Genomic DNA, 15,655 nt, shown 5'->3' with positions numbered 1-15,655 from the left:
CGGGAGAGTCGAGCGGCCGCGTCAGCCGCCTCGAGTTCAGACGATGACCGGGAGGGTCAGACGACGACGACCGGGTTCCTCCTGGAGACGCGGCTGTAGAGGTCGATGATGTCCTGATTGATCAGGCGAACGCAGCCCGACGACATCGCCTGGCCGATGCTCCACCATTCGGGCGAACCGTGGATGCGGTAGCCGGTGTCCTGGCCGTTCTGGTAGATGTACAGCGCACGCGCGCCGAGCGGGTTGTCGAGGCCGCCGGGCTGCCCGGCCTGCCATTTCACCAGTTCCGGCTTGCGGGCGATCATCTCGGCCGGCGGCCTCCAGGTCGGCCATTCCTTGCCGTACTGGATGTTGGCGCGGCCGGACCAGCGGAAGCCATCCTTGCCGATGCCGACGCCGTAACGGATCGCGTCACCGCCGGGCTGCACCAGGTAGAGCAGCCGCTCCTGCGAATGGACGACGATGGTGCCGGGCTGCTCGCCGGTCGGGTCGACGACGATCTGGCGGCGGAACTCCGGCTTGACCTTGAGGTAGGGCACTTCCGGCAGCGTGAAGCCGCCGTCGGTGACGGAGGCATACATCACACCAGGGCTGGTGATGTTCTTGTCGACGCTGATGCTCGGGCGGACAGGGGTGATCGCGCCGGTGGTGACGGCGTCGAGTTGCAGCGCCGACAGGTCGAGCGTCTGGCTGCAGCCGGCGACGCCGAGCAGCGCCAGCGCACCGGCGCCGGACAACACTGCGCGGCGGGAAAGCTGGATTTCGGAAATTTCGATTTCGTCGCCATTGTGCGGCGGCGTCAGACCTTGCGGCAACTCACGCATGTACCCAAACCCTACGCTGTCGGCGGGAAACACGGTCCGGCCGGATAGAGTGCATTTTCACCAATCATGGTTGAAAAAGCGTGAAGGACCGTCGCCTGATGTTAACCAGGGGCATTTTCGATTTTTGCCCCTTTACATCTTTGTGAGCCCAAGGATTTATCCTCTTCTTTGAGCTCAAGGAGACGAACATGTCCTTCGAAAACTGGGCCGCCTTTGCCGCCGCCTCGACGATCCTTCTTGTCATTCCCGGCCCAACCATCCTTCTGGTCGTGTCCTATGCGCTCGGCCAGGGCTGGCGCACGGCGCTGCCGATGGCGGTTGGCGTGGCGTTTGGCGATTTTACCGCGATGACGCTGTCGATGCTTGGCATCGGCGCGCTGCTGGCGGCGTCGGCCACCGTGTTCACGGTGCTGAAGGTGGTCGGCGCCGGCTATCTGATCTATCTCGGCATAAAGCTGTTTCGCGCCGGTGGCACGCTCAAGGCCGAGCCGCGCCTGGACGCGGTGTCCTCGGCCAAGATGATGGCGCATGCCTGGCTGGTCACCGCGCTCAATCCGAAAAGCATCACCTTCTTCGTCGCCTTCCTGCCACAGTTCCTCGACCGGCATGCCGATTTCTGGACGCAGATGCTGATCTTCGAGACGACTTTCCTGGCGCTCGCTTTCGCCAATGCCTTCGGGTACGCGCTGATCGCCGCAAGGGCACGCAACGTCGTTCGCAACCCGAAGGCGATCCGCATCTTCAACCGCACCGGCGGCACGCTGCTGGTCGGCGCCGGCATCGCCACAGTGGCGATGCGCTCGGGAAATTGAGGACATGACATGGCAGTCAGGGATGCATTCGGCCTGACGTTTTCGGGCGCGACGGAGGCCGGGTTCTCGCCTTACAGCCAGGCCCTGCGCGAACTGCAATGCTTCATCGGCGATCCGGTCGGCTCGATCGATCGCGCCATCGCCGAGCATCCCGGCTTCGTCATGGCGCATGTGTTCAAGGGCTATCTCTTCGGCCTCGCCACCGAGCGCGAGGCGACAGCCGTGGCCAAGACATGCCACGAGGCGGCACTGCCGCTTGCCGCCACGCCGCGCGAGCAGGCGCATGTCGCAGCACTTGGCCACCTTGCCGCAGGACGCTGGCATGAAGCCGCCCGTCTGCTCGAGGATATCGCCATCGAGTTTCCACTCGATGCGCTGGCGCTGCAGACCGGGCATCAGATCGATTTCTTCACCGGCAATGCCCGCATGCTGCGCGACCGCATCGGCCGCGCGCTGCCGTCGTGGCAAAGCGGCATGCCGGGCTACCACGCCGTACTCGGCATGCAGGCGTTCGGACTGGAGGAAATGGGCGACTATGCGCGCGCCGAAAAGCTTGGCCGCATGGCAGTCGACATCGAGCCGCGCGACGGCTGGGCGCAGCACGCCGTCGCCCATGTCATGGAAATGCAGAGCCGGCAAAGGGACGGCATCGCTTGGATGCGCGCCAACCCCGACGCGTGGACGCGTGAAAGCTTCCTGAAAGTGCATAATTGGTGGCATCTGGCGCTGTTCCACTACGATCTCGGCGAGACCGACGAGGCGTTGGCGCTCTATGACGGCCCAATCTACGGCGAACGCTCGACGCTGGCGGTCAACATGGTCGATGCTTCGGCGATCCTGTGGCGGCTGCATCTCGGCGGCGTCGATGTCGGCGGCCGCTGGGCGGCGCTCGCCGCCAACTGGGTCAAGGCCAGCGCCGGCAACTATGCCTTCAACGATGCCCACGCAATGATGGCCCTCGTCGGCGCCGGCCAAGAGACGCCGGCTCGCACCTTGCTCGAGGCGCAGCACGAGGCCATGCACGCCAACGACGACAACGCCGCCTTTACCCGGGATGTCGGCCATCCCCTGACGCTCGCCATCAAGGCGTTCGGCGACGGCAATTATGCCGAGACGGTCCGCCTGATCCGGCCCATCCGGGCGATCGCCCACCGCTTCGGCGGCAGCCACGCGCAGCGCGACGTCATCGACCTGACCCTGATCGAGGCTGCGCTGCGGTCGGGCGACCGTGCATTGGCAAGGGCACTTGCCGCGGAACGCGCGCTGGCGCGGCCCGAGAGCCCGCTGTCGGCGCTGCTTTCGCGGCGGGCTGCCGATTTGTCGGAGAATTGACCGGAGGCGGATCTTGTCTTAAAAACTGCCAAGTCAGATTTTTTCGAGATCCGAAAAAATTAATGACAATGGGAGGACACCATGTATCTCGGCCTCGATCTGGGCACGTCGGGCGTCAAGGCGCTATTGATCGATTCCGGGCAGACCGTCATCGGCTCCGGCCACGCGTCACTCGACGTGTCGCGGCCGCACTCTGGCTGGTCGGAGCAGAACCCCGCCGAGTGGATCCGCGCCTGCGAGGGAGCGATCGCCGAGCTCAAGGTTTCTCATCCAGAACAGCTCGCCGCCGTCAAAGGAATCGGCCTCTCCGGCCAGATGCATGGCGCTACATTGCTCGATGCCGGCGACCAGGTGCTGCGCCCCTGCATCCTGTGGAACGACACGCGCAGCCATGCCGAGGCCGCCAAGCTCGACGCCGACCCGCGCTTTCGCAAGCTGACCGGCAACATCGTCTTCCCCGGCTTCACCGCGCCAAAGCTGGTCTGGGTGAAAAACAACGAGCCGGATATTTTCGCCAAACTGGCAAAGGTCTTGCTGCCGAAGGATTTCCTGCGGCTCTGGCTCACCGGCGAGCATATTTCGGAGATGTCGGACTCGGCCGGCACCTCTTGGCTCGATGTCCGCAAGCGAGACTGGTCATCCGACCTGCTTTCCGCCACGTCGCTCGACGAGAAGCAGATGCCGTCACTGGTCGAAGGGACTGAGAAGGCCGGCGCGTTGCGCAGCGAACTGGCCTCGAAATGGGGGATGCAGGCGGGCATCCCGATCGCTGGTGGCGCCGGCGACAATGCGGCGTCGGCTTGCGGCATGGGCACGGTCGCCGCCGGCCAGGCCTTTGTCTCGCTTGGCACGTCAGGCGTGCTGTTTGCCGCCAATGCGTCCTATCTGCCCGACCCGGAAAGCGCGGTGCATACATTCTGTCACGCGTTGCCCGACACCTGGCACCAGATGGGCGTCATCCTGTCGGCAACCGATTCGCTCAACTGGCTGTCCGAGATTTCAGGCAAAGGCGCCGGCGAGCTGACCGCCGAGCTCGGCGATACGCTGAAGGCGCCGACCGGCGTGTCCTTCCTGCCCTATCTCTCGGGCGAGCGCACCCCGCACAATGATGCGGCCATTCGCGGCTCGTTTACCGGGCTTGCGCAGGAATCGAGCCGCGCCGTGTTGACCCAGGCCGTGCTGGAGGGCGTGGCTTTCGCCTTCCGCGACAGTCTCGAAGCCCTGGCCAAGGCCGGCACGACGCTGACGCGGGTGACGGCGATCGGCGGCGGCTCGCGCTCGCACTATTGGCTAAAGGCAATCGCCACCGCGCTCGGCCTGCCCGTCGACATTCCCGCCGACGGCGATTTCGGCGCCGCCTTCGGTGCAGCGAGGCTTGGCCTGATCGCGGCGACGGGCGCCGATCCGCTCAGAGTGTGCACGGCGCCGGCCACCGATGCCACAATCGAACCGGTCGCCGCGCTAAGCAACGCCTATGCGGATGCCTATCAGCGCTACCGCTTGCTTTACCCGGCTATAAAGGCGGCCACGGCGTGAGTGGTTTCACACCCCCGCCGCGGCCCGAGATCACCTCACTGTGCCGGGACCTTGTCGAGAAAGCCGGTGACGCTTTTCAGGCGGCCATTCTCGATGACGCCGATGTCGGTGCCTTCGATGACGGAATCGGTGCCTTCCGGCCCGAGATTCCACGAGAAGCGGATCGTGTCGCCAAACCCATCCGGCTTGCCCTTCAGCGAAAACCGGAAGCCGGCAAAACGTTTTTGGACACCATCGATCAGTGCGGCGAGGCCATTGTGGCCGTCTCCCTGCACGATCGGATCGCGGTAGCTGACGTCATCGGTGAAGGCCGCCTTGAGCAAGGCTTGCCGGCGCGCGGCATCGCTCTCGTTCCAGGCGGCGATGTAGTTTTCGGCGATCGTGTTGAGGTCGGTCATGGTCTGTCTCCGTGGTTGATTGGCTTTGACATGACCCTTTTCATCCAGCGCCAGCGCGAAACCAATTACGCCTGAGGTAATCAGGACCGAACCCTGCGAGAGGACAGACAGACATGACCAGCGGCTTTTTCGGCGACATCCAGAAGATCAAATACGAGGGGCCGGATTCGACCAATCCGCTGGCCTACCGGTTCTACAATCCCGATGAGGTTGTCGCCGGCAAGCGGCTGGAAGACCATTTGCGCTTTGCCGTCGCCTACTGGCATTCCTTCGCCTGGCCAGGCGGCGATCCGTTCGGCGGCCAGACCTTCGAGCGGCCGTGGTTCGCCGAGGCCGGTGGCACCGACACGATGGAACTGGCCAAGCTCAAGGCCGATGTCGCCTTCGACATGTTTTCGCTGCTGGGTGTTCCCTATTTCTGCTTCCACGATGCCGATGTGCGGCCGGAGGGAAAAGACTTTTCTGAAAGTGCCGCGCGGCTCGACGAGATATCAGACTATTTTGCGGCGAAGATGAAGAAGACCGGGGTCAAGCTGCTTTGGGGCACGGCCAACCTGTTCTCCAATCGCCGCTTCATGGCGGGAGCCGCCACCAATCCCGACCCGGACGTCTTTGCCTATGCGGCAGCGACGGTCAAACACTGCATCGACGTCACCAAGCGGCTGAAGGGCGAGAATTATGTGCTGTGGGGCGGCCGCGAGGGCTATGAGACGCTGCTCAACACCGACCTTGCCCGCGAACAGGAACAGGCCGGCCGCTTCCTGAACCTGGTCGTCGACTACAAGCACCGGATCGGCTTCAAGGGCACCATCCTGATCGAGCCGAAGCCGCAGGAGCCGACAAAGCACCAGTACGACTATGATGTCGCCACGGTCTACGGCTTCCTGAAGCGCTTCGGGCTGGAGAAGGAGGTCAAGCTCAACATCGAGCAGGGCCATGCGATCCTGGCCGGCCATTCCTTCGAGCATGAACTGGCGCTGGCCAATGCGCTCGGCATCTTCGGCTCGATCGACATGAACCGCAACGACTACCAGTCGGGCTGGGACACCGACCAGTTCCCCAACAATGTGCCGGAGATGGCATTGGCCTATTACCAGGTGCTGCAGGCCGGTGGCTTCAAGTCCGGCGGCACCAATTTCGACGCCAAGCTTAGGCGACAGTCGCTCGATCCGCAGGATCTGCTGATTGGCCATATCGGCGGCATGGATTGCTGCGCACGCGGCCTCAAGGCCGCCGCTAAAATGGTGGAGGACAAGGCGCTGTCGGCCCCGCTGGCCGAGCGCTATGCCGGCTGGAATTCGGCCGAGGCCAAGGCGATGCTTGCCGGCAAGCGGACGTTGGAGGAGATCACCGAGCGCGTCGTCAAGAAGAAGATCGAGCCGCAGCCGAGATCCGGCCGCCAGGAACTGCTTGAGAATATCGTCAACCGGTACGTCTGAGGTGCCGCACCGGCGGGTCTGTTGACCGACCCGCCGGCCCGGAACAGCTTTGCGCGAGGGCGGAACCGACGACAAGGTTTTGCCTCGCACCGCCCCTCAATCGCCTCGCTCTTGCCTTCAAACAGCCGTCACGAATCTCGTATATGTGGTTCGTGGCGGGAACAGAAAGAAGGAGGCGAACCGATATGCAGCACGAACGCGAAATCGACGCCCTGCTCTCATCTGGCGAGGGATCGATCATCGACCGGCTGATGGCGCTGCCGCATCCGAAGGATGGCGCGCGCGGTGCAAACGAATGGGACCGCGCGGTCGCCAGCCGCTTCGAGACCCACCTTGCGAGACAGATGCGCTCGCAGATCGACGGCAAAAGCGACCGCCAGGACGCTGCCTGATCCCGACTATCTCCTGCGCAGCCTGACCGGCGCTTCGCCGAAAGCTCTTGAGAACGCCCTGGAAAATGCCGCGGCGGACGAGAACCCCGTTCGCCCGGCAATATCGGCCATGGCCACGCGCGTGTCGACCACCAGCCGGCGCGCTGCACCCAGCCGCAGCCTGAGATAATAGGCGCCCGGCGTCTCGCCGATCGACTTGCGAAAGATGCTCTCCAGCGTACGTGCCGTCACCCCGGCACGCTTTGCCACCGCGGCGATAGTCAAGGGCTGGTCGACGTGGGTTTCCATCAGCCGGATGGCTTGCGCAAGCCGCGGATCGTAGCCGTCGAGGCGGCCGAGCGAGACCAAAGGCTGCGCGTCGGTCGCGGCGCGTGCCTGGTCGTAGATGAAGACGCTTGCCACATCGAGCGCGACCGCCATGCCGAGCCGCGTGCGGATCAGATGCAGCATCAGGTCGAAGGTCGGCGAAGCGCCACCGGAGGTGAAGACCGGCCCGTCGATGACATAGCGGTCGGGGCGAACGTCGACCTCGGGAAAGGCCGATGAGAAATCCTCCATGTCCTCCCAATGGGTGGTGGCGCTGCGCCCTTCCAGCAGACCGGCGCGGGCGACCAGCCAGGTACCGGCTTCGACGCCGCCGCAGGCGCGTGCGGCGCGCCCCGCTCGGCGCAGGCCGGCAAGCAGGGCCGACGTGGCATAGTTCTGCGTGCCGAAACCGGCGACGACGACAAGCACATCCGTCGTATCCGCCGCATCGAAGCGGCCGCTGACCGCAACCGGCAGGCCGCATGTGGTGACCGGCGCTTCGCCGGTCACCGAAACCAGCCTGAAATCGAACAGCGTCTCGCCGGCAATACGGTTGGCGGCGCGCAGCGGATCGACGGCCGAGGCCACACACATGATCGACGACCCGGAAAACACCAGCAGCGTCACCTTGAGCGGCAACCGTTCGGCGCGAAAGATCGACGACTTTTCGTTTTTCATCATACGCACTTCGTAAAATGCAAAACAGTTTCCGGCAAGTCAGGCATTGTTGCTATCTGTTCGATTGGGCCCATGTTTGATCGGGACCATCTGTGCTGATTGGGAGAAAAGTCGATGCCGCTTGCGATGAACCGTGAGGTCTTCATTACCTGTGCCATAACCGGGTCCGGCAGCTCGCAAGACCGCAGCCCGCATGTGCCGCGCTCGCCCAAGCAGATCGCCGATTCGGCCATCGACGCGGCAAAGGCGGGTGCGGCGATCGTCCACTGCCATGTGCGCGACCCCGAAACCGGCAGGCCGCGCCGTGACGTGCAGCTTTATCGCGAAGTGACCGAGCGCATCCGTGCGGCAGACGTCGACGTGGTGCTGAACCTGACCGCCGGCATGGGCGGCGACATGGTGTTCGGCTCGCCGGAAAACCCGCTGCCGCTGAACGAGAAAGCCACCGATATGGGCGGCGCCACCAACCGCGTGGAACATGTGCGCCAGTGCCTGCCGGAGATATGCACGCTCGACTGCGGCACCATGAATTTCGCCGAGGCCGACTATGTCATGACCAACACGCCAGGCATGCTGCGCGCCATGGGCGGCATGATGACGGCGCTTGGCGTCAAGCCGGAGATCGAGGCCTTCGACACCGGCCATCTGTGGTTTGCCAAGCAACTGGTCGAGGAAAAGGTGCTGGACCCGGATGCTCTCGTGCAATTGTGCATGGGCGTGCCATGGGGCGCGCCGGACGATCTCAACACTTTTATGGCGATGGTCAACAATGTGCCGTCAGGTTGGACCTGGTCGGCGTTCTCCATCGGCCGCAACCAGATGGCCTATGCCGCCGCCGCGGTGCTGGCCGGCGGCAATGTCCGCGTCGGGCTTGAGGACAATCTCTGGCTCGACAAGGGCGTGCTGGCAACCAATGCGCAGCTGGTCGAGCGGGCGGTCAGCATCGTGTCGAACATGGGCGCAAGGGTCATCGGCCCCGATGAAGTGCGCAAGAAGCTCAATTTGACAAAGCGCGCGCCGCTTTGAACAAGCAATCGGTAGGGAGGAGCCGCCGATGAAGACCGTGAAATTCACCGCAATGAAGGATGGCGACCGCGACGATTACGCGTTCCTCACCGAGCACGAGATCGACTATGCGGCGAAGACAGGCGAACGGCTGCTTGACGCGCTTGTCCAACTCGACGAAGGCCTGTCCGGCTACAAGATCACCCGGCTCGGCCATTCGCTGCAGGCGGCGACGCGCGCATGGCGCGACGGCGCCGACACCGACTGGATCGTCTGCGCCCTGCTGCACGACATCGGCGACGTCTACGCACCGTACAATCACGACGAATATGCAGCTTCGGTCCTAAAACCTTTCGTGCGCGAGCAGTGCACCTGGGTTGTGGAAAAGCATGGTGACTTCCAGCGCCTCTATTACGCCCACCATCTCGGCGGCAATCCGCATGCGCGCGACCGTTTCGCCGGCCACCTTTATTTCGACGATTGCGACCAGTTCTGTGAGCGCTGGGACCAGTCGAGCTTCGACCCCGACTACGAGACGTTGCCGATCGACTTCTTCCGGCCCTTCGTGCTCGAGGTGTTTGCGCGCAGGGCCTATGACCCCACCGTGATCCGCGCCGGCGAGCGCGTGCCTCTCATCGACCTGGAAAAAGCCAGGACAAGAACCGGAGCCTCCGTATGAGCATCATCACTAAGGCAGCTGCAATCGGCGGCGGCGTCATCGGCGCCGGCTGGGTGGCGCGGCTGCTCTTGAACGGCATCGACGTGTCGATTTTCGATCCCGACCCCGAAGCCGCGCGCAAGGTCGGCGAAGTGATGAAAGGCGCGCGCCGCGCCTACAAGCAGATGCTGCCCGACGGCCTGCCAAAAGAAGGCAAATTGACCTTTGCCAAGACCATTGCCGACGCCGTCGCCGATGCCGATTTCATCCAGGAAAGCGTGCCGGAACGGCTCGACCTGAAACACCGCGTGCTGGCCGAGATCGACCTCTATGCGCCGGCCAATGCGATCGTCGGCTCCTCGACTTCCGGTATCAAGCCGACCGACATGCAGGTGGCGATGAAGAAGCATCCGGAGCGGCTGGTCGTCGGCCATCCGTTCAACCCGGTCTATTTGCTTCCGCTGGTCGAGATCGTCGGCGGCGAGCAGACCTTTCCCGAGGCGATCGAGGTCGCCAAGGAGATGTACGCCTCGATCGGCATGAAACCGGTGGTGATCCGCAAGGAGATCGAGGCGTTCGTCGGCGACCGCCTGCTGGAGGCGGCATGGCGCGAGGCGCTGTGGCTAATCAAGGACGGCATCTGCACGGTCGAGGAACTCGACGACATCATGCGCTATGGCTTCGGCCTGCGCTGGGCGCAGATGGGCATGTTCCAGGTCTACCGCGTCGCCGGCGGCGAGGCCGGCATGCGCCATTTCATGGCGCAGTTCGGGCCGTGCCTGAAATGGCCGTGGACCAAGCTGATGGATGTGCCGGAGTTCAACGACGAACTTGTCGACCTGATCGCCACGCAGTCGGACGATCAGGCGGATGGCCTGTCGATCCGCGAGCTCGAAAAGATCCGCGACGACAATCTGGTCGCCATCATGGATGCGCTGTCGAAGCAGAACAAAGGCAAGGGCTGGGGCGCCGGCGCCTTGCACAAGGACTATACGAAGCAGCTCGCCAAGCTTGCGGCGAAGAAGCCCACCGCCTCCAAGGCGGCCGAGAAGGCCAAGGCCGAAAAGCCGAAGAAAAAGAAGAAAGGCTGAGACCATGGATTTTGGCCTCTCCGAGGAACAGAAACTGATCGTCGAGACGACGCGCGCCTTCGTCGAGAACGAGCTTTACCCGCATGAGCGCGAGGTGGAGCGCACCGGCGTGCTGCGCCGCGAGCTGATCGATGAGATCAAGGCCAAGGCGATCGAAGCCGGGCTCTATGCCGCCAACATGCCTGCGGAGGTCGGTGGCGCCGGCCTCGATACGGTGACCTGGCTGCTTTACGAGAAGGAGCTCGGCCGCGCCAATTACGCACTGCACTGGACCTGCGTGGCGCGGCCATCCAACATCCTCTTGGCCGGCACGCCGGAGCAGCGCGAAAAGTATCTCTATCCCTGCATTCGCGGCGAGAAGTGGGATTGCCTGGCGATGACCGAGCCGGGTTCCGGCTCCGATCTGCGCGGCATGAAGGCAACCGCAGTGCAGGACGGCGACGACTGGGTGCTGAACGGCACCAAGCACTTCATCAGCCATGCCGACCTCGCCGATTTCGCCATCGTCTTCATGGCTTCGGGCGAAGAGGAGACGCCGCGTGGAAAACGCAAGAAGATCACCGCCTTCTTCGTCGACAAGGGCACCAAGGGTTTTACGGTGCGTGACGGCTACCGCAACGTCTCGCACCGCGGCTACACCAATGCCATCCTCGAATTCGACGATTGCCGGCTGCCCGGAGCCCAGGTTCTGGGCGAGGTCCACAAGGGTTTCGACGTCGCCAATTCATGGCTTGGCGCAACCCGCCTGCAGGTCGGCGCCACCTGTCTCGGCCGGGCCGAGCGGGCGCTTGGCCACGCCATCGAATACGCCGCGCAGCGCCAGCAGTTCGGCCAGCAGATCGGCAAGTTCCAGGGCGTTTCATTCAAGCTTGCCGATATGGCGACAGAACTGAAAGCGGCCGACCTGATGGTGTTCGAAGCCGGCTGGAAGTACGATCAGGGCACCGTCACCGATCAGGACATGGCCATGGCCAAGCTGAAGGCCACCGAGATGCTTGCCTTCGTCGCCGACGAGGCGATCCAGATCCATGGCGGCATGGGGCTGATGGACGATCTGCCGCTGGAACGCATCTGGCGCGACGCCCGCGTCGAGCGCATCTGGGAAGGTACGTCGGAAATCCAGCGCCACATCATTTCACGGGCGCTGCTGCGCCCGTTCGGGGGCTGATAAATGCACAAACTTGAGCGCCTCTTGCGCCCGCGAACGATCGCCGTGTTCGGCGGCGCGCAGGCCGCCGCCGTCGTCGCGCAGTCGATCAAGATGGGCTTTGCCGGCGAGATCTGGCCGGTGCACCCGACCAAGGACGAAGTCGCCGGGCGCAAGGCCTACCGCTCGGTGGCCGACCTGCCCGGCGCCCCGGACGCCGCCTTTGTCGGCGTCAACCGGCATTCGACCATCGAGGTGGTCAAGGCGCTGGCCGAGCGCGGTGCCGGCGGCGCCGTCTGCTTTGCCGCCGGCTTTCTCGAGACCGAGGCTTATGACGAGCATGGCGAGCGATTGCAGGCGGAACTGGTCGCTGCGGCGGGCCAGATGCCGATCATCGGGCCGAACTGCTACGGCCTGATCAATTATGCCGACGGCGCGCTTTTATGGCCCGACCAGCATGGCGGCATCAGGCTGGCCGAGGGTGGCCGCGGGGTCGCCATCATCACCCAGTCGTCGAACATCGCCATCAACATGACGATGCAGAAGCGCGGCCTGCCGATCGCCTTTCTGATGACCGCAGGCAACCAGGCACAGACCGGCCTTTCGGAAATGGCGCTCGGCCTGATCGAGGACGATCGGGTCACTTCGCTCGGCCTGCATATCGAGGCGTTCGATTCGGTAGCCGGCTTCGAAAGGCTGGCCGCGCGGGCGCGAGAGCTGAAGAAACCGATCATCGCCATGAAGGTCGGCCGCTCCGAGCAGGCGCGGCAAGCAACGGTGTCGCATACCGCGTCGCTGGCCGGCTCGGACGCTGCCTCGGGCGCCTTCCTGAAGCGGCTCGGCATCGCCCGCGTCGATTCCATCCCTGCCTTCATCGAGGCGCTCAAGCTGCTGCACGTCACCGGACCCCTGCCCGGCTACCGGCTGTCGTCGATGAGCTGTTCGGGCGGCGAGGCGTCTGTCATGGCCGACAGCGCCGAAGGCCGCTGGGTCAATTTCCCGGCGCTGACCGACACTCACCGCGCGCACGTCAAATCGACGCTCGGGCCGCTGGTTGCGGTGGCCAACCCGCTCGACTACCACACCTTCATCTGGAACAACGAGCCGGCGATGACCGCCACCTTCACCGCCATGGTGTCGGGCGGCTTCGACCTCAACATGCTGGTGCTCGATTTCCCGCGCCCCGACCGCTGCTCCGACACCGACTGGTGGACGACGCTGCGCGCCTTCGAATCGGCGTTGAAGACCAACAAGGCGCAGGGCGCGATCGTCTCCTCGCTGCCGGAAAACCTGCCCGAGGAATACACCGCCGGGCTGATGGCACGCGGCATGGTGCCGTTGTTCGGCATTTCCGAGGCCATGGACGCCGCCCAGACGGCCGCGTTCATCGGCTGGGCCTGGCGCGCGCCGCAGGCGCAGCCGATCGACACCTCCGCTTCCGGGGCGCCGGCCGGCGACCATGTCACGCCTGATGAGGCCGAGGCGAAAGCGCGGCTGATCGAGGCCGGGCTTCCGGTGCCGAGCGGTGAACGCGCCGGCAATGCGGTCGAGGCGGTCATCTCCTCGATGGCGCTCGGTTTTCCGGTGGCGCTGAAGGCTTTGGGCGTCACCCACAAATCCGAGCTCGGCGCGGTGCGGCTCAACCTCAGGGACGCCGAATCCGTCAGCACGGCCGCCCATGATCTCGATGCGCTCGGCACCGGCCTCTATGTCGAGCGCATGGTGCGCGACGGCGTCGCCGAGCTGCTCGTCGGCTTCACCCGCGACCCGATGTTCGGCGCGGTGATGACGCTGGGCACCGGTGGCGTGCTGGTCGAACTGCTGCGCGACAGCGTCACGCTGATGCTGCCGGCGACCCGCGACGACATCGAGGCGGCATTGCGCGGGCTCAAATTGTTCCCGCTGCTCGATGGCTATCGCGGCCGGCCCAAGGCCGATCTCGCGGCGGCCATTGACGCGATATCAGGCATTGCCGCCTTCGTGCAGCAAAATGCCGGCGAGATCGAGGAACTCGACATCAACCCGCTGATCGTCTGCGCGCAAGGCAAAGGCGCCTGGATCGCCGACGCGCTGCTGGTGCTTGGAGAAAACTAGCATGTCTGACGTCATCACCACCCGCCGCGAGGGCACGATCCTCGAAGTCACGCTCGATCGGCCCAAGGCCAACGCTATCGACCTCAACACCTCGCGGCTGATGGGCGAGACCTTCAAGGCGTTCCGTGACGATCCGGATCTGCGGGTCGCCATTGTCAAGACCGCCGGCGACAAGTTCTTCTGCGCCGGCTGGGACCTGAAAGCCGCGGCCGGCGGCGATGCTGTCGACGGCGACTATGGCGTCGGCGGGTTCGGCGGGCTGCAGGAGCTGCGCGATCTCAACAAGCCGGTCATCGCCTGCGTCAACGGCATGGCGGTCGGCGGCGGCTTCGAGCTGGCGCTGTCCTGCGACCTCATCTACGCGTCGGATCACTCTTCCTTTGCGCTGCCGGAAATTCGCGCCGGCACGCTGGCCGATGCAGCGACGATCAAGCTGCCGAAGCGCATTCCCTATCATGTCGCCATGGACCTTTTGTTCACCGGCCGCTGGATGGATGTCGCCGAAGCGCATCGCTGGGGTCTGGTCAACGAGGTTCTGCCCAAGGAGAAGCTCGAGGATCGCGTCTGGGAGATCGCACGACTGCTCGCCGGCGGTCCGCCGCTGGTCTTTGCCGCGATCAAGGAGACGGCGCGGGTCGCCGAAGCACTCACCTTCCAGGACGCGATGAACCGGGTGACGCGCCGCCAATTGCCGACGGTTGACGCACTGTACGGCTCGGAGGACAATCTCGAGGGTTTTCGCGCCTTTGCCGAAAAGCGCGACCCAGTGTGGAAGGGGAAGTGAAGGTATTGTTGAAATGACGGCGCCCACCCCCCTCTGGCCTGCCGGGCATCTCCCCCGCAAGGGAGGAGATTGGCAGCTTCGGCCATACATCCCATCCTGCGACGTTGAAGATTGGCGAAAGCCGACACGATATCCGATCTCCCCCCTTGCGGGGGAGATGGCCGGCAGGCCAGAGGGGGGTGCCCAGGCTCAACCTTGGCAGCCCATCCAGCGTCCATGACCGACTACAAAAAACTGATCGACGCCGAGACCTGGGCCTTCATCGAGCGGACCAATTCCTACTATCCGCCTGATGCGATCGACTACACGATCGATCAGCAGCGCGACATCTACGACCGCATGTGCCGTGAATTCTCTGCCGGCCACCCAGACAACGTTACGGCGGAGACCACCGCCATTGCCACGCCTTCGCATCCCATCCCCATCCGCATCTACCGCACACCCGCGCCGGAAGCGGCGGCGATGGTGCTTTATTTCCATGGCGGCGGTTATATCCTCGGCGGGCTCGACAGCCATGACGACCTCTGCGCCGAGCTTTGCAGCCGCACCGGCTATGAGCTGGTTTCGGTCGATTACCGGCTGGCGCCGGAACATCTGCATCCGGCCGGCTTCGACGATGCCATCAGCGCCTTCGAATGGGCGGCGACGACCTACAAGCGCCCGATCCTGCTTTGCGGCGACAGCGCCGGCGGCAATCTTGCCGCCGCGGTCAGCCATGCGACGCGCGGCCATGCACGAAGGCCGATCGGCCAGGTGCTGATCTATCCCGGCCTTGGCGGCGACCGCTCGCAAAGCTCTTACGTGACCCATGCCGAGGCGCCGATGCTGACGGTCCGCGACCTCGATTTCTACACGAATATCAGGACCGGCGGCGAAGACCGCACCGGCGATCTCACGCTGTCGCCGCTGGCCGATGCCGATTTTGCCAATCTGCCGCCGACTGTGCTGATCACCGCCCAATGCGACCCGCTGTCGTCAGACGGCGAGGCTTATCGCGACCGCCTCGTCGCGGAGGAGGGTCACGCCTACTGGTTCGAAGAGCCGGGGCTGGTGCATGGCTATCTCAGAGGCCGGCACACGGTCGGTCGTGCGCAGTCGAGCTTTTCCCGGATCATCGACGCGGTGTCGGCTCTGGGACGCGGCGAATGGATCTGGTGAG

15 protein-coding genes are annotated in these 15,655 nt (G+C 64.4%); 12 read left to right on the top strand and 3 right to left on the bottom strand.

Translation table 11 applies throughout. The features are described from left to right. Positions 1 to 56: 56 nt before the first annotated feature. Positions 57 to 824, bottom strand: coding sequence for a L,D-transpeptidase (locus BLT09_RS10050; RefSeq protein ID WP_091592632.1), 768 nt, complete (start codon positions 822 to 824; stop codon positions 57 to 59). 188 nt (positions 825 to 1,012) lie between these two features. Between BLT09_RS10050 and BLT09_RS10045 the strand changes: the two genes are divergently transcribed. From BLT09_RS10045 to xylB, 3 genes are all read left to right on the top strand, one after another. Further along, entirely contained in the window at positions 1,013 to 1,636 is a 624-nt protein-coding gene (locus tag BLT09_RS10045) for a LysE family translocator (RefSeq protein WP_077375225.1), read from the top strand. Between the two features lie 9 nt (positions 1,637 to 1,645). After that, on the top strand, positions 1,646 to 2,968 hold the full coding sequence (locus BLT09_RS10040) for a tetratricopeptide repeat protein (RefSeq protein ID WP_091592630.1): 1,323 nt from the start codon (positions 1,646 to 1,648) through the stop codon (positions 2,966 to 2,968). A gap of 81 nt (positions 2,969 to 3,049) precedes the next feature. Next, positions 3,050 to 4,504 (top strand): xylulokinase, encoded by a 1,455-nt coding sequence (gene xylB, locus BLT09_RS10035; protein ID WP_091592628.1) that lies wholly within the window; start codon positions 3,050 to 3,052, stop codon positions 4,502 to 4,504. 35 nt (positions 4,505 to 4,539) lie between these two features. Here the strand turns inward: xylB and BLT09_RS10030 are convergent, their stop codons facing one another. Continuing rightward, the gene (locus tag BLT09_RS10030) at positions 4,540 to 4,902 is read right to left on the bottom strand and encodes a nuclear transport factor 2 family protein (protein ID WP_091592626.1); all 363 of its coding nucleotides are present in this window, start codon (positions 4,900 to 4,902) and stop codon (positions 4,540 to 4,542) included. Positions 4,903 to 5,015: 113 nt separating this feature from the next. Here BLT09_RS10030 and xylA point away from each other — a divergent pair, with 113 nt between their 5' ends. Together xylA and BLT09_RS10020 are read left to right on the top strand one after the other, a co-directional pair. Further along, a complete protein-coding gene (gene xylA, locus BLT09_RS10025) occupies positions 5,016 to 6,341 on the top strand; it encodes a xylose isomerase (RefSeq protein WP_091592624.1) in 1,326 nt (441 codons plus the stop codon). A 185-nt stretch (positions 6,342 to 6,526) separates the two neighbouring features. After that, a complete protein-coding gene (locus BLT09_RS10020) occupies positions 6,527 to 6,733 on the top strand; it encodes a hypothetical protein (RefSeq protein WP_023796867.1) in 207 nt (68 codons plus the stop codon). A gap of 6 nt (positions 6,734 to 6,739) precedes the next feature. Here BLT09_RS10020 and BLT09_RS10015 read toward each other — a convergent pair whose 3' ends face one another. After that, entirely contained in the window at positions 6,740 to 7,720 is a 981-nt protein-coding gene (locus BLT09_RS10015) for a GlxA family transcriptional regulator (protein ID WP_091592622.1), read from the bottom strand. A 111-nt stretch (positions 7,721 to 7,831) separates the two neighbouring features. On the opposite strand from BLT09_RS10015, the gene bcoG reads away from it, so the two are divergent. The 7 genes from bcoG to BLT09_RS09975 all read left to right on the top strand — a co-directional run bounded on the left by bcoG (position 7,832) and on the right by BLT09_RS09975 (position 15,654). Continuing rightward, positions 7,832 to 8,743: a 3-dehydrocarnitine:acetyl-CoA trimethylamine transferase BcoG gene (bcoG, locus tag BLT09_RS10010; RefSeq protein WP_023796869.1), complete on the top strand. Its 912-nt coding sequence runs from the start codon at positions 7,832 to 7,834 to the stop codon at positions 8,741 to 8,743. 28 nt (positions 8,744 to 8,771) lie between these two features. Continuing rightward, positions 8,772 to 9,401: an HD domain-containing protein gene (locus BLT09_RS10005; protein WP_091592620.1), complete on the top strand. Its 630-nt coding sequence runs from the start codon at positions 8,772 to 8,774 to the stop codon at positions 9,399 to 9,401. Continuing rightward, positions 9,398 to 10,471 (top strand): carnitine 3-dehydrogenase, encoded by a 1,074-nt coding sequence (locus BLT09_RS10000; protein WP_091592618.1) that lies wholly within the window; start codon positions 9,398 to 9,400, stop codon positions 10,469 to 10,471. Before BLT09_RS10005 ends, BLT09_RS10000 begins: the two co-directional genes overlap by 4 nt. A gap of 4 nt (positions 10,472 to 10,475) precedes the next feature. After that, complete coding sequence (locus tag BLT09_RS09995; protein WP_091592616.1) at positions 10,476 to 11,639, top strand: acyl-CoA dehydrogenase family protein; 1,164 nt, start codon at positions 10,476 to 10,478, stop codon at positions 11,637 to 11,639. A gap of 3 nt (positions 11,640 to 11,642) precedes the next feature. After that, the gene (locus BLT09_RS09990) at positions 11,643 to 13,712 is read left to right on the top strand and encodes an acetate--CoA ligase family protein (RefSeq protein WP_091592614.1); all 2,070 of its coding nucleotides are present in this window, start codon (positions 11,643 to 11,645) and stop codon (positions 13,710 to 13,712) included. Position 13,713: 1 nt separating this feature from the next. Further along, positions 13,714 to 14,496 (top strand): carnitinyl-CoA dehydratase, encoded by a 783-nt coding sequence (locus tag BLT09_RS09985; RefSeq protein WP_091592612.1) that lies wholly within the window; start codon positions 13,714 to 13,716, stop codon positions 14,494 to 14,496. A 216-nt stretch (positions 14,497 to 14,712) separates the two neighbouring features. Next, positions 14,713 to 15,654 carry an alpha/beta hydrolase gene (locus BLT09_RS09975; protein ID WP_091592610.1) on the top strand — a complete coding sequence of 314 codons (942 nt, stop codon included), beginning with the start codon at positions 14,713 to 14,715 and terminating at the stop codon, positions 15,652 to 15,654. The last annotated feature ends 1 nt before the right edge of the window (position 15,655 follow it).

The sequence above is a fragment of the Mesorhizobium muleiense genome (genome assembly GCF_900099905.1).
Lineage (GTDB): Bacteria > Pseudomonadota > Alphaproteobacteria > Rhizobiales > Rhizobiaceae > Mesorhizobium > Mesorhizobium muleiense.
The sequence above is the reverse complement of the archived record's forward strand: the minus strand, read 5'-3'. Positions and strand labels throughout refer to the sequence as shown.